Source organism: Thalassotalea sp. G20_0, assembly GCF_017744175.1.
In the GTDB taxonomy this organism is placed as follows: domain Bacteria; phylum Pseudomonadota; class Gammaproteobacteria; order Pseudomonadales; family Endozoicomonadaceae; genus Endozoicomonas.
Window position 1 is genome coordinate 1 of record NZ_JAGHQV010000003.1, and the last position, 13,565, is coordinate 13,565.

General features: G+C 53.0%; 10 protein-coding genes. 3 read left to right on the plus strand and 7 right to left on the minus strand.

Features of this window, described 5'->3' with window-relative positions; translation table 11 throughout:
- Position 1: 1 nt before the first annotated feature.
- The 7 genes from J7438_RS02120 to J7438_RS02150 form a co-directional block, all read right to left on the minus strand.
- The gene (locus J7438_RS02120; RefSeq protein ID WP_209275256.1) at positions 2–1,600 is read right to left on the minus strand and encodes an RING finger domain-containing protein; all 1,599 of its coding nucleotides are present in this window, start codon (positions 1,598–1,600) and stop codon (positions 2–4) included.
- A 358-nt stretch (positions 1,601–1,958) separates the two neighbouring features.
- On the minus strand, positions 1,959–3,686 hold the full coding sequence (locus J7438_RS02125; protein WP_209275257.1) for an RING finger domain-containing protein: 1,728 nt from the start codon (positions 3,684–3,686) through the stop codon (positions 1,959–1,961).
- A 359-nt stretch (positions 3,687–4,045) separates the two neighbouring features.
- A complete protein-coding gene (locus tag J7438_RS02130) occupies positions 4,046–5,536 on the minus strand; it encodes an RING finger domain-containing protein (RefSeq protein WP_209275258.1) in 1,491 nt (496 codons plus the stop codon).
- Between the two features lie 203 nt (positions 5,537–5,739).
- A complete protein-coding gene (locus J7438_RS02135) occupies positions 5,740–7,254 on the minus strand; it encodes an SEL1-like repeat protein (protein ID WP_209275259.1) in 1,515 nt (504 codons plus the stop codon).
- Between the two features lie 199 nt (positions 7,255–7,453).
- The gene (locus tag J7438_RS02140; RefSeq protein WP_209275260.1) at positions 7,454–8,929 is read right to left on the minus strand and encodes a glutathione synthase; all 1,476 of its coding nucleotides are present in this window, start codon (positions 8,927–8,929) and stop codon (positions 7,454–7,456) included.
- Between the two features lie 237 nt (positions 8,930–9,166).
- Positions 9,167–9,880, minus strand: a complete 714-nt coding sequence (locus J7438_RS02145; protein WP_209275261.1) for an SEL1-like repeat protein — start codon at positions 9,878–9,880, stop codon at positions 9,167–9,169.
- A 288-nt stretch (positions 9,881–10,168) separates the two neighbouring features.
- The gene (locus J7438_RS02150; RefSeq protein WP_503003881.1) at positions 10,169–10,807 is read right to left on the minus strand and encodes an efflux RND transporter permease subunit; all 639 of its coding nucleotides are present in this window, start codon (positions 10,805–10,807) and stop codon (positions 10,169–10,171) included.
- Between the two features lie 246 nt (positions 10,808–11,053).
- Here J7438_RS02150 and J7438_RS02155 point away from each other — a divergent pair, with 246 nt between their 5' ends.
- The 3 genes from J7438_RS02155 (at position 11,054) to J7438_RS28170 (ending at position 12,982) form a co-directional block, all read left to right on the plus strand.
- Positions 11,054–12,088 (plus strand): hypothetical protein, encoded by a 1,035-nt coding sequence (locus J7438_RS02155; protein WP_209275262.1) that lies wholly within the window; start codon positions 11,054–11,056, stop codon positions 12,086–12,088.
- Between the two features lie 69 nt (positions 12,089–12,157).
- Positions 12,158–12,310, plus strand: coding sequence for a hypothetical protein (locus tag J7438_RS02160; RefSeq protein ID WP_209275263.1), 153 nt, complete (start codon positions 12,158–12,160; stop codon positions 12,308–12,310).
- Between the two features lie 27 nt (positions 12,311–12,337).
- Positions 12,338–12,982, plus strand: coding sequence for a transposase (locus J7438_RS28170; RefSeq protein WP_209275264.1), 645 nt, complete (start codon positions 12,338–12,340; stop codon positions 12,980–12,982).
- Positions 12,983–13,565 lie beyond the last annotated feature (583 nt).

A 13,565-nucleotide genomic window follows, 5' to 3' on the forward strand; every position in this document is an offset into this window, starting at 1 on the left:
GCTATCGGGAAGCCCTCTTTCCCATCGTTTTATGCCCCGCACCGTCGGCAGCTGTGGATTCGCCCTCTGGGTGGGCGGGGCCGGGTTCATCAGGAAAGGCTTCATCAAACCCGCGTTTTTTAGCTGGTTGCGGTTCAGGGAGTTTTTTCAGGTTTTCCATGGCCGAGGTATCTCCCAGTCCAGCCGCTTTGAGAAACCAGGCCCTCGCCTGGTGCAGGTCTACCTCAAAACCCACGCCACCGTCCCGGTACAGGCAGCCCAGGTTGTACATGGCAGAAGTGTTCCCAAGCCCAGCCGCCTTTAACAACAAGCGCTTTCCTTGCTCCGGATTCGCTGGCAGGCCCTCTCCACCATGCTCATACAGGGTGGCCAGGTTGTACATGGCCATAGAAGACTCCAGCTCAACCGCCTCCAGGTACCAGTGCTCCGCTTTACGCAGGTCTACCGGAAAGCCCTCGCCACCATGATGATAGAGGTAACCCAGGTTGTTCATGGCCATCTCATCCCCCATTTCAGCCGCCTCTAGATACCATTGTTCTGCTTCATGGAGATCTTTCCCAAAGCCCTCGCTACCATCTTGATAGTGGGAGCCCAGATTGTACATGGCGCAAACATCCCCCAGCCCAGCCGCCTTGAGCAACAGGAACTTCCCTTGCTCCGGATCCGCTGGCAAGCCCTCGCCACCTTTCAAATTCAGAAGGCCCAGGTTGTTCATGGCACCAGTATGCCCATGCACAACCGCCTTCAGGTACCAGCTCTCAGCTTTGCGCAGATTGACCGGAAAGTCCTTGCCGCCATACTCATACAAGCTGCCCAGGTTGTACATGGATATGACATCTCCCAATCCAACCGCTTTAATGTACCATCGCTCCGCTTCACAAAGATCTACCGGAAAGTCCGCTCCACCATGCTCATACAGGCAGCTCAGGTTACGCATGGCAGAAGCGTTACCCAGATCAGCCGCCTTGAGCAGCCAGTATTTTGCCTTGTGCAGGTCTGCCGGAAAGCCCTCGCCACCATTGTTATACAGGAGGCCCAGGCTCATCATGGCTAAAGCATCCCCCAGCATGGCCGCCTTCATATACCAGCGCTCTGCTTCATGCAGATCTACCGGAATGCCCTCACCACCATCCTGGAAAAGCTCCCCCAGGTCGCTCAGACCGATCGGGTCGGATGCTCCCCGTCTGGCCAGCTGCAGGGCAGCATCGAGGTGCTTATTGGCAACGGCCAGGGCCAGGGGAGTTTCACCCGCAGTTCGACCCGCATCCACCTTCGCCCCCCGTTGCAGCAGGGCCTGGATGATCTTGATATCACCCTCCTCTGCCGCGTTGACCATCTGATTCTGCCAGTCCCGGGGCAGGGGCAGGTTTTTCACCACCATATGTTTAATGACTCCCCGCCCGTAAGGGCAGGTCAGATGGTCTTTTGTCCAGCGGGAAAGGCACTTAAAGTGAAACTTATGCCCACAGGGCCTGGCAATAGCGACGCGCCTGCCCACAAACTTCCGATTTTTGGGTGAGTAGAGGCCATCATGGCAGATCGGGCAGATTGGGGGCTCAGTGGGTACAACAACGGCTGCACTGGAGGGAACGCTGTTCATGCCAGGTAACTCCCTTACGTTTTTGGGATTGTTACTCTGACTGTGTTGATCTCAAAAATATCCCGTATCAGGTTCTGGAAATATCAAAAAACAGCTTTATGGATTTCATGAATTCCAGAACAGGTCAAAATATCCGAAAAGAGGGCGGTTATACGGTTATAACGTACACAATTTTATGGATGCAGGAGGTATATAGATACAGATTTATTGTCGTTTAAGTCGACCTGAACTTTAACAGGCCAGCATTGGTTACCGGATTCATGGCCCCTTTGATGATCCCGGGATAATCCTGAAATAACCCTGAACAGCCTCCCGGGGGACGCAAAATATTGTCACGTGCCATGGGCATTTGGTGGATCTATCGGGAAGCCCTCTTTCCCATCGTTTTATGCCCCGCACAGCCGGCAGCCATGGATTCTCCCTCTGTACGGATGTGGTCGGGTTTATAAGGAAAGGCTTCATCAAACCCGCGTTTTTTAGCTGGTTGTGGTTTAGAGACTTTTGCCAGTTTTTTGATGGCCAGGTCATTCCTCAACTCAGCCGCCTTGAGCAAAAGGCGTTTTCCCTTGTACCGATCTGCCGGAAAGTTCTTGCCACCACGCAGATACAGATGACCCAAGGTACTCATGGCCAAAGGAGACCCCAGCTCAATGGCTTTCAGGTACCAGCGCTCCGCTTCACGCAAATCTACCTCAACGCCCACGCCACCATACTGATATAGGCGACCCAGGTTGTACATGGCTAAAACATCCCCCAGCCCAGCCGCCTTCAGGTACCATCGCTCTGCTTCATGCAGATCTACCCCAAAGTCATCGTCAGCGTAGTGATGAAGGTAACCCAGATTGTACATGGCTAAAGCTATAGTGGCTGGATCTTTCCCCAACTCATCCACCTTGAGCCACCAGGATTTCGCCTGGTGCAGATCTTTCGGAAAGCCATTGTTACCATTGAGGTACTGCCAGCCCAGATTGGTCATGGCTTCAACATCCCCCAGTCCGGCCGCCTTGAACAACAGGGACTTTCCCTGATCCTGATGATCTGCCGGTAAGCCCTCGCCGCCATCCAGATACAGTAGGGCCAGGTTATTCATGGCGCAGACATTCTCCAATTCAGCCGCCTTCAGGTACCAGTGCTCCGCTTTGCGCAGATCTGCCGCGAAGTCCTTGCCACCATCATGATACAGGTAGCCCAGGTTATTCATGGCTGTAGTATCCCCCAGCTCAGCCGCCTTCAGGTACCAGCTCTCGGCTTTGTGCAGATCGGCTGGAAAGCCCTCGCCACCGTCTTCATACACGATGCCCAGGTTGCACATGGAATCAATATCCCCCAGTTCAGCTGCCTTAAGGTACCAGCTCTCGGCTTTGTGCAGATCGGCTGGAAAGTCCTCGCCACCATCTGCATACACGATGCCCAAGTTGCACATGGCATCAATATCCCCCAGTTCAGCTGCCTTAAGGTACCAGCTCTCGGCTTTGTGCAGATCGATTGGAAAGCCCTCGCCACCATACTGATACAGGTAGCCCAGATGCCACATGCCTTCAATATCCCCCAACTCAGCTGCCTTGAGATACCAATGCTCCGCTTCATGCAGATCTACCGGAATGCCCTCACCACCATCCTGGAAAAGCTCCCCCAGGTTGCTCAGACCGATCGGGTCGGATGCTCCCCGTCTGGCCAGCAGCAGGGCAGCATCGAGGTGCTTATTGGCAACGGCCAGGGCCAGGGGAGTTTCACCCGCAGTTCGACCCGCATCCACCTTCGCCCCCCGTTGCAGCAGGGCCTGGATGATCTTGATATCACCCTCCTCTGCCGCGTTGACCATCTGATTCTGCCAGTCCCGGGGCAGGGGCAGGTTTTTCACCACCATATGTTTAATGACTCCCCGCCCGTAAGGGCAGGTCAGATGGTCTTTTGTCCAGCGGGAAAGGCACTTAAAGTGAAACTTATGCCCACAGGGCCTGGCAATAGCGACGCGCCTGCCCACAAACTTCCGATTTTTGGGTGAGTAGAGGTCATCATGGCAGATTGGGCAGATTGGGGGCTCGGTGGGTACAACAACGGCTGCACTGGAGGGAACGCTGTTCATGCCAGGTAACTCCCTTACGTTTTTGGGATTGTTACTCTGACTGTGTTGATTTCAAAAATATCCCGTATCAGGTTCTGAGAATATCAAAAAAACAGCTTTGAAGATTTACTGAATTCCAGAACATATCAAATTATCCGAAAAGAAGGCGGTTATACGGTTATAACGTACACAATTTTATCGATGCAGGAGGTATAGATATATATATTCATTGTCGTTTAAGTCGACCTGAACTTTAACAGGCGAGCATTGGTTACCGGATTCATGGCCCCTTTGATGATCCCGGGATAATCCTGAAATAACCCTGGACAGCCTCCCGGGGGACGCAAAATATTGTCACGTGCCATGGGCATTTGGTGGATCTATCGGGAAGCTCTCTTTCCCATCGTTTTATGCCCCGCACAGCCGGCAGCCATGGATTCGCCCTCTGTACGGATGTGGTCGGGTTCATCAGGAAAGGCTTCATCAAACCCGCGTTTTTTAGCTGGTTGCGGTTTAGAAGCTTTTTCCAGTTTTTTGATGGCCAGGTCATTCCCCAACTCAGCCGCCTTGCGCAACCAGGCCTTCGCCTGGTCCAGATCTACCGGGAAGTCCGCCCCACCATGCTCATACAGATGACTCAGGTGGAACATGGCCTCAGCGTTACCCAGGTCAGCCGCCTTGAGCAACCAGATTTTCGCCTGGTGCAGATCTACCGGAAAGTTCTCGCCACCATTCAGATACAGGGAACCCAGGTAAAGCATGGCTTCAGCATATCCCAGCTCAACCGCCATGAGCCACCAGGATTTCGCCTGGTGCAGATCTTTCGGAAAGCCCTTGACACCTTCCTCGTACAGGTTGCCAAGGTTGACTGTGGCTCCAATATCCCCTAGCCCAGCCGCCTTGAACAACAGGAACTTTCCCTGATCCGGATCTGCCGGTAAGCCCTCGCCACCCTCCAGATACAGCAGGCCCAGGTTGCTCATGGCGCAAGCATCCCCCTGTTCAGCCGCCTCCAGGTACCAACGCTCAGCTTTGCGCAGATCTACCGTAAAGTCCTCGCCACCATAATGATACAGTTGGCCCAGGTTATTCATGGCTACAACATTCCCCAGCTCAGCCGCCTTCAGGTACCAGCTCTCGGCTTTGTGCAGATCGGCTGGAAAGCCCTCGCCACCATCTGCATAGACGACGCCCAGGCCGCACATGGCTTTAATATCCCCCAGCTCAGCCGCCTTAAGGTTCCAGCGCTCCGCTTTGTGCAGATCTATCGGAAAGCTCTTGCCACCATACACATACAGGTAGCCCAGACTGCTCATGGCTGAAATATCCCCTAACTCAGCCGCCTTGAGATACCAGTGCTCCGCTTTGTGCAGATCTACCGGAATGCCCTCGTTACCATTCTGGAACAGCCCCCCCAGGTTTCTCAGACCGATCGGGTCGGATCCTCCCCTTCCGGCCAGCAGCAGGGCAGCATCAAGTTGCTTATTGGCAACGGCCAGGGCCAGGGGAGTTTTACCCGCAGTTTGGCCCGCATCCACCTTCGCCCCCCGTTGCAGAAGGGCCTGGATGATCTTGATATCACCCTCCTTTGCCGCGTTGACCATCTGCTTCTTCCAGCCCCGGGGCAGGGGCAGGTTTTTCACCACCACCATATGTTTAATGACTTCCCGCCCGTAAGGGCAGGTCAGATGGTCTTTTGTCCAGCGGGAAAGGCACTTAAAGTGAAACTTATGCCTGCAGGGCTTGGCAATAGCGACGCTTCTGCCCACAAACTTCCGCTTTTTGGATGAGTAGAGGCCATCATGGCAGATCGGGCAGATTGGGGGCTCGGTGGGTACAACAACGGGTGCACTGGAGGGAACGCTGTTCATGCCAGGTAACGCCCTTACGTTTTTGGGATTGTTACTCTGACTGTGTTGATCTCAAAAATATCCCGCACCAGGTTCTGAAAATATCAAAAAACAGCTTTATAGATTTCATGAATTCCAGAACAGGTCAAAATATCCGAAAAAAAGCGGTTATACAGTTATAAAGTACACAATTTTATCGATGCAGGAGGTTTATAGATACAGATTCATTCAGGAAAGGCTTCATCAAACCCGCGTTTTTTAGCTGGTTGCGGTTCAGGGAGTTTTTTCAGGTTTCTCATGGCCGAGGCATCTCCCAGCCCAGCCGCCTTGAGAAACAAGGCTCTCGCCCGGGGCAGATCTACCTCAAAGCCCACGCCACCTTCCCTGTAAAGGGAGCCCAGGTTGTTCATGGCTGAAACGTTTCCCAGCCCGACCGCCTTGAACAACAAGTGTTTCCCTTGCTCCGGATTCGCTGGCAAGCCCTCACCACCGGACAAATACAGGAGGCCCAGGTTGTTCATGGCCACAGAATACTCCAGCCGAACCGCTTCCAGGTACCAGTGTTCCGCTTTGCACAGATCTACCGCAAAGTCCTTGCTGCCATGCTCATACAGGTAGCCCAGGTTGTTCATGGCCATAACATCCCCCAGCTCAGCCGCATTTAGGTACCATCGCTCTGCTTCATGCAGATCTACCTCAAAGCCCACGCCACCATGCTGATACAGTAAGCCCAGGTTGTACATGGCTGACTCGTCATCCAGCCTGGCCGCCTTGAACAACAGGAACTTCCCTTGCTCCGGATTCGCTGGCAAGCCCTCGCCACCTTCCAAATACAGGAAGCCCAGGTTGTTCATGGCACCAGTATGCCCATGCTCAATCGCCTTTAAGTACCAGAGCTCAGCTTCGTGCAGATTGACCGGAAAGTCCTTGCCACCATGCTCATTAAGGTAGCCCAGGTTGTACATGGATATGGCATCATCCAGCCTGGCCGCTTTAATGTACCATCGTTCTGCCTCACGGAGATCTACCGGAAAGTCCGCTCCACCTTGCTCATAGAGTTCGCCCAGGTTGTACATGGCAACAGTGTTATCCAGATCAGCCGCCTTTTGCAGCCAGTATTTTGCCTTGTGCAGATCTGCCGGAAAGCCCTCGCCACCATTGTTATAAAGGAGGCCCAGGTTGTTCATGGCTAAATCATTCCCCAGCATGGCCGCCTTCATATACCAGCGCTCCGTTTCATGCAGATCCACCTCAATGTCCTCGCCACCATCCTGGAACAGATCCCCCAGCTTGCACAGACCGATCGGGTCGGGTCCTCCCCTGCTGGCCAGCAGCAGGGCAACCTCAAGATGCTTGTTGGTAGCGGCCCAGGCCAGGGGGGAAGGCTCACCTGGCTGGCCTGCACACACGTCCGCCCCCCGGTTCAGCAGGGCACGGATGGTCCTGATATCGCCCTCCTTTGCTGCCGTGATCATCTGTTGCCGCCAGTCCGGGGGCAGGGTGAGGATTTCCACCTCTACATTCTCAATGACTCTGCGCCCCACGGGGCACGTCAGGTGACCATCGGTCCAGGGGGTAAGGCAGTTAAGGTGGAATTTATGTCCGCAAGGCCTGGCTATGGTGACGTGCCTGCCCGCAAATTCCGGGTCTTCAGATCGGTAGAGATCATCGTGGCATATCGGGCAGATTGCATTCTCAGTGGATATGGCTTCTGCCGGACTGGAAGGAACGCTGTCCATGTAAGAGACTTTTTCACTTACGTTTTCTGGGTTGCTTACTCAGACCGGGGAAACGCCAAAAAGATCCAATAACCAAGCGCTAAAAACTCAAAAAAAGGCCTACAGTTTACGATACCTGTCGTGTTTTTTAACGACCGTGATGAGCATGAAGATTTGTACCTTGAGAAAAGACGACGATCACCAACTAAAGCGCCAATCTTCAGCGCACTAGGGCGTCAGAAACACAGGAGTTGCCAGGGGTGCGGGTGCATGCCAGTGAGTCCACCGCCCCCTGACCGCTATGGACCCCACCTTCAGAGGCTGTTGCAGGTTTGCTGCGTACCAGGTAACCGGCGTACCCCATATCACTGGTCAGGGAGTGGCCGTCCAGGTGCAGGGTGAACATGCCGATCTCACTGATCAGGTTATCTACCGGTTGTGCTTCACCATTTCGAACCACCAGTGCTTCATGAGAACGGTGTCGTGGATGCAGACGACGCATCAGTGACCAGGCCGAATACTCTTCAGACCTGAGGCTGCTCAGGCGAGGCAGGATATGATGGTCAAAAACACAGTGGCCGCCGCCTTCTCCCTGGTTCTTAAGCACCCAATCGTTGGTTTTCTGCCCGGCAAACCAATGGGCTGACTGATCATCCACTGGTCGCATCTCTCCCAGGAACGGCTTTACCCGTTGGGCCTCTGCCAGTGTCAGGCCAAACCGGGTCAGCTGTTCTTCGTTCATATCACAAAGCAGCATTTGTACCCGCTTACTGGTGGCCAGTTGCTGGCTGATGGTGGCGTTCACTGCCACCCGGTGCTGTTCAATAAGGATTCTGACCCTGCCCAGCTCGGAGCAACAGCGGACACCATCCAGATCATGGGCAACATAGTCGCAGTGTTGATAACCGGCCCGCAGGTAGATGGCATCGATACCGCCAAGCCCTTCCAGCAGCAAACGACTATTCTCTCCTGAAGTGAGCTGGTCGTATAACTGGCGGAAGGTACGACGGATGGTTTTGACCCCCTCTCTCTGGATGGCTTCTTCCAGCAGGTGCTGGTCATAGACATTGCTTTCATCGGGCTGAACAACCATCAGGAACAACGGCTGGCCCTGTTCACCGGATTGGGAACGTACCATCGTCGCAGCGCCGGCAATACCCCTGGCCAGATGTTCTATGCCATGGTTTGGAATCAGTTGAAGGTCATCTGCCTCGGACCAGGATTGAAAGGCCGCTGGCCACTGATACTGCAGATAATGGTGCAGCTCATGGGCCCGTTGACCAAAAGGCCCCATACCGGCAGCAATGCCATTAAATTCGATCAGTTTCGGGCCAGACTCAGCATCGTCCATAAAGTCTGTGCGCATCAGCAGCATGGGCAGCCGTCTGGCAGGCTTTGTGCTGCTGTGGATGTTCTGGTGCAGCTCCAGCAGGCTGGCAAAAAAGACATCACCACTGCACAGCGGCTCAATGGCATCCATAAGAAAACCATGGTCTTCTGAAACACCGTGAATCAGCTTGCCCATCAATGGCACAATGGATTTCAACAATTCAAAGCGTTCACGCCCGATCAGGGTGGGAGCAAAGCTGAAGGCACAGTGTCGTGCAGAATCTTTGGCGGTTTTTACCGCCATGCCGTGCATCAGTGACCACTCAATGGCGTCCTGAACGGCATAGTTGATTTGGGTGTTGTTCATCAGTGAATCCTCAGCCAACAGAACCGCTACCGGGTTGGCATCAGTTTAACAATAGAGACGGGGACGGACGGGAAAAGAGCTAAAGGTCGGTGAGCTGCCTTTTATTACCCATAAAAAACCTTTCCGGGAGGGCAGAATTGCCAACCGGTTTTTTATTCCTGAAATGGATTGCCAGTAAACCTGAATTCAGGGCCATGACTTTAACGGTATAGCCCAATTTTTCCAAGTTCTTCCGGGTTAACGGAAAGCGCTTGCCATCTTTTTCACAAGTAGAGAACCCATGCTGGCTATGGCCCTGGGGCACCCTCCCCTGGCAGCCTTGTTTAACCAGTATTTCGCCTGCTGAAGATTTATCGGGAAGTCATTGCCACCTTTGAGATAAATGGAACCCAGGCAGGACATGGCCTTGACACTCCCCAGCCCGGCCGCCTTCAGGTAACAGCTTTCCGCCTGGTGCAGATCTGCCGGGAGGTTCCTGTCACCATGGTGGAACAGATTCCCCAGTTTGAACAGACTGATCGGGTCAGATGTTCCCCTGCTGGCCAGCAGCAGAGCTGCATCAAGGTGCTTTTTGTCCACAGCCCAGGCCAGGGGGGTATCACCCTCGGCCTGGTTCGCATCCACGTCCGCACCCCGGTTCAGCAGGGCCTGGATGATCTCGATATTGCCCTCTTTTGCTGCAATTACCATCTTCTCCTGCCAGTCCCGGGGCAGGTTCAGCATTACCTCTACCTCCTTAATGACTACCCGATCGAAAGGGCATGTCAGTTTCTCTTCTATCCAGGGAGCATTGCACTCAAAGTGGAATTTATGTCCGCAGGGCTTGACTATGGCGATGTGTCTGCCCGCAAATTGCGGATGTCCGGGAGGTAAGATTTTTTCCAAACAGACCGGGCAATTAGTGAAATAGTCCACTGGGACCACTCCGGCACTGGGTGGAGGGTTATTCATGTCACACATTCCTTTACGTTTTTACGACTTGGTTATTTTGAGACGTAAAGTACTTGATCATTTGCTTTCGCAAAAATCACTGACCGATTGGTTAGTTATGCTAACGTGTCGATCCACAAAAAATGTGTTGCTTATTACGCGGATAAAATTGATTCGGCTTTGAGATATACCCCGGGGAAATATGAAACGATAGTGCATTTTTTCGATGAGGTTGATGGGGAGGTCAATGGCAGGCCAATGGTTGAAAAAATATTCGCTCCCGGCAGGAGCGAGTATTCTTATCCACTTTTATGCTGTTTCAACAGTCACTTTGAAGAAGATGGGATAAAACAGTGGAATAACCACCAGGGTCAGAATGGTGGCAAACAGCAGACCAAACATAATGGTCACTGCCATGCTTTTGAAGAACGGGTCAACCAATAGCGGAGCCACGCCCAGTATGGTGGTCAGGGCACCCAGCAACACCGGGCGGGCACGGCTGAGGGCGGCATCAATAATGGCATGATATGCCGGTTTCCCACATTTGATTTCCACATCCGCCTGGTCCACCAGAACAATCGCATTCTTTACCATCATGCCGATCAGGCTTAAAAAGCCCAGTATCGCCATAAATTCGAAAGGTGTCTGAAAGATCACCAGCCCGATAGTGACGCCCACCAGTGCCAGTGGTGCGGTCAGCCAGATGACCAGGGGCTGGCGCAGGGCGTTGAACATAAAGATGACCGACAGGATCATGGCGGCAAAACCATAAGGCGCAGAAATGACCAGCCCTTCATTGGCGTCCCTTGAGGCTTTGTATTCACCATACCAGGTCAGCTCGTAGCCGGGAGGCAGTTCAATCGCTTCGATTTTGCTGCAGATATAACTGAATGCATCCGCCGTCAGGATACCGGGTGCCGTTGCTTTATTTGCCCCGTTCTCACGCAAGGCGTGGAAATAGCAGAGTTCAAAGTTGAAAAAGCCGACGCGCAAAGTGATAAAAATCGAAAAAAACAAATATATTTTTCACGGCAAAAGGAATTGATGACGGCTTTATGTAGTCCAAAACAGTCTTACCAAAACTGAAATAACGAAAAAAAACCATCTAGCCTCCAAGCCGTGTGCCTTTGTTTTTTACTCATACGACAATGGCACTCTCAATGTCTAACCGAGACAACATTTATGGAGCAAATTGTGCAACCATTTTCTTCAACTCATGTACCACTGACAGATGTAACCAGTAATCCCTACCTTGACGAACCAGCAAAAACCAAACCCACAGGTACATTAGGAAGGTTTTCAGTTGCTGTCCAGTCAGGTGTTACCGCCTTCTTCAGCTCTCTCTCTCCCAATTATACTCCTGAGCATCAACGACACATCAACCAGCCATCTGCTCCGGTTGCCAATACGCTGCCTGCTGAAAATAGAAACGACAAAACAAGTTTAGTGGCGAATGTCTTACAAGCGGGCGGGTTGGCCAGCAAGGCACTTTCCTGCTGGGCACCCAATGTCAGTGCAGTGAGCGATGCGGTAGGAACACTCTGTTCTTCCTTTTACCTGGCTCATAGCCTGGACAATATGGCCATGTCTGGCAAGTCGGATAAAGGATCTACCAGCGGTGCGGAAAATGTGTCAACAAGCCATTCGCAAAAGATGACTGATAACAACCGGAAAGATGAAAAGCCGGGCAAGCCGGTAACTGCTTTTGGCACAACAAACAGTGTGTCCGGTCCGGCCATAGCAACTGTTACCCTGATGGCGATGGATCGGCTGGCAGGAGCTGCGGCTGAGTCCGATGCTCCTAACACTACCTCGGGCAACAAGACACTGGGCGGCTCAAATCAGACTATCTCGACACCACCCAGCAACGTGACAAACAACACGATAACTCTGGCTACCTCGGAACCACCCAGCAACGCGACAAGCACCACGACAACTATGGCTACCTCGGAACCACCCAGCAACGCGACAAGCAACACGACAACTCTGGCTACCTCGGCGGAAGCATCAATGACATTCTCCGGCATGCCCCCGGCAACGGCACTGCCCATCACGTCGGCTGGAGTCCTCAGTACCGAGGTTGTCGTCAGCCTGGGTACAGCTTTCACGCTCCTTGCAGGCATTGGTCTATACCTTTTCTACCAATACCGTCATCGTCAGGGTGAGGCACAGCAACAAGCGGAACCCGAAGTACCTCAGGAACACTTAAGTCAGCAGGCCAATAACTGATTGAGCCCATTTATGCAGGTTATGCTGCCCGCATGGTGTGAAATAATCTTAAACAAAACGGATCTTGGCGTGATAACCAATATCTACCGCAGTCTGTTTCAGGGCATGCTATTCTGGCCCCGGGTGGTTAAGGAAGAACCGGTGCCTGAAGGCAAAGCGCTGGAAGAAAAAGTTGAGATTGTAGTATCAACGGTGTTGGGTGCCTGTGCCAGAGTATCATAGCGCCGGGATCGGCGAACAGCAGTATGGGTGCCTGATAAGGCTCAGGAAGCCATGCGTGACCTCACCCGTGCACGGGATGACATGAAAGGTCAGGAGCGCAAGGCCCGACAACAGCTCAACGCCTTTGTCCTTCGCCATGGACACAGTTGGCCAAAAGGGAAAACTCGCTGGACACAAAGCCACTTCAACTGGCTTGAGTCCCTGAGCTTCGACCAGAGCTGGCAGCAGATTGTCTTGCAGGAATATGTCGATGCCGTCAAAGCAGCGACCAAGCGGGTTGCAGGCATGACTGACCAGATCATGAAAGCATTGCAGGACTGGAATCTGTCACCTGTCGTTGATTCTCTGGTGGCGCTCAGGGGAATCGACAAAATTGCTGCTACAGTTTTGCTGGCAGAGCTGGGTGATATCAGTCGCTTTGACTCTCCCCGTCAGTTAATGGCCTTTCTCGGGGATGAACACACCAGTGGCGACAAAAGACGACAAGGTGGCATTACCCTGACAGGCAACAGCCATGCGCGACGAATGCTGGTTGAGTGTGCCTGTAGCTATCGTTTCCCAGCAAGGCAGACAATGCATTTGAAACGAAAGGCGGTCAATGCATCCGAAGAGAAGCGAAAGCTATTGCATGGAAGGCACAGAAGCGACTGTGTGGTCGATACCGTACACTGACACAGGCGGGCAAGAATACCAAATTTGTCTGTGTTGCCATTGCCCGGGAACTGGTTGGGTTTATCTGGGATGTTGTACGACAAGAGATGTCTAAGGTGGCTTGAGCGAATTTACGGGTATTCAGGATAAAAGCGGTTAATCAGGAGGTTGTTCAGACACGTTGATTCAGGGCATAGCTGGCCGGTGTGGAGAACCCTTGACCGGGCTATACAGGTACCAGCCAACGGGATAATCCCTAACGGGCATTCCTCGGCTGATGATCCCTGATCTTAGACAAAGGCCAGCTCCGCGACGCAGTGAAGTCCGGTGGTAACCAATCCACGTATATCAGCATGATCCACCGTCGCAATCTGCTGGCTATGCCTTGAACCAACGTGCCTGAAATTAATTTGGGAGCCAGGGGTTGACAGGTCAAAACATATCAGCCCGGATATTTCATAAACGTGCTGCCGCTCTCGCTTGTCCTTTGCCGCTCTGAGGGAGTTTTGCTCAGTCGACCGGACTCCCCGGTACGGCGCTCCCTCACAAAATCCCTCAGAGCGACAAAGTCCCGCGCGAGATTCGGGGCAGTTTATGAAATATC

Excerpts from the sequence above, each read along its gene's own strand:
- J7438_RS02145 (WP_209275261.1), bottom strand. The coding sequence starts at position 9,880 with ATGAATAACCCTCCACCCAGTGCCGGAGTGGTCCCAGTGGACTATTTC.
- J7438_RS02125 (WP_209275257.1), bottom strand. The coding sequence starts at position 3,686 with ATGAACAGCGTTCCCTCCAGTGCAGCCGTTGTTGTACCCACCGAGCCC.
- J7438_RS02130 (WP_209275258.1), bottom strand. The coding sequence starts at position 5,536 with ATGAACAGCGTTCCCTCCAGTGCACCCGTTGTTGTACCCACCGAGCCC.
- J7438_RS02140 (WP_209275260.1), bottom strand. The coding sequence starts at position 8,929 with ATGAACAACACCCAAATCAACTATGCCGTTCAGGACGCCATTGAGTGG.
- J7438_RS02135 (WP_209275259.1), bottom strand. The coding sequence starts at position 7,254 with ATGGACAGCGTTCCTTCCAGTCCGGCAGAAGCCATATCCACTGAGAAT.
- J7438_RS02120 (WP_209275256.1), bottom strand. The coding sequence starts at position 1,600 with ATGAACAGCGTTCCCTCCAGTGCAGCCGTTGTTGTACCCACTGAGCCC.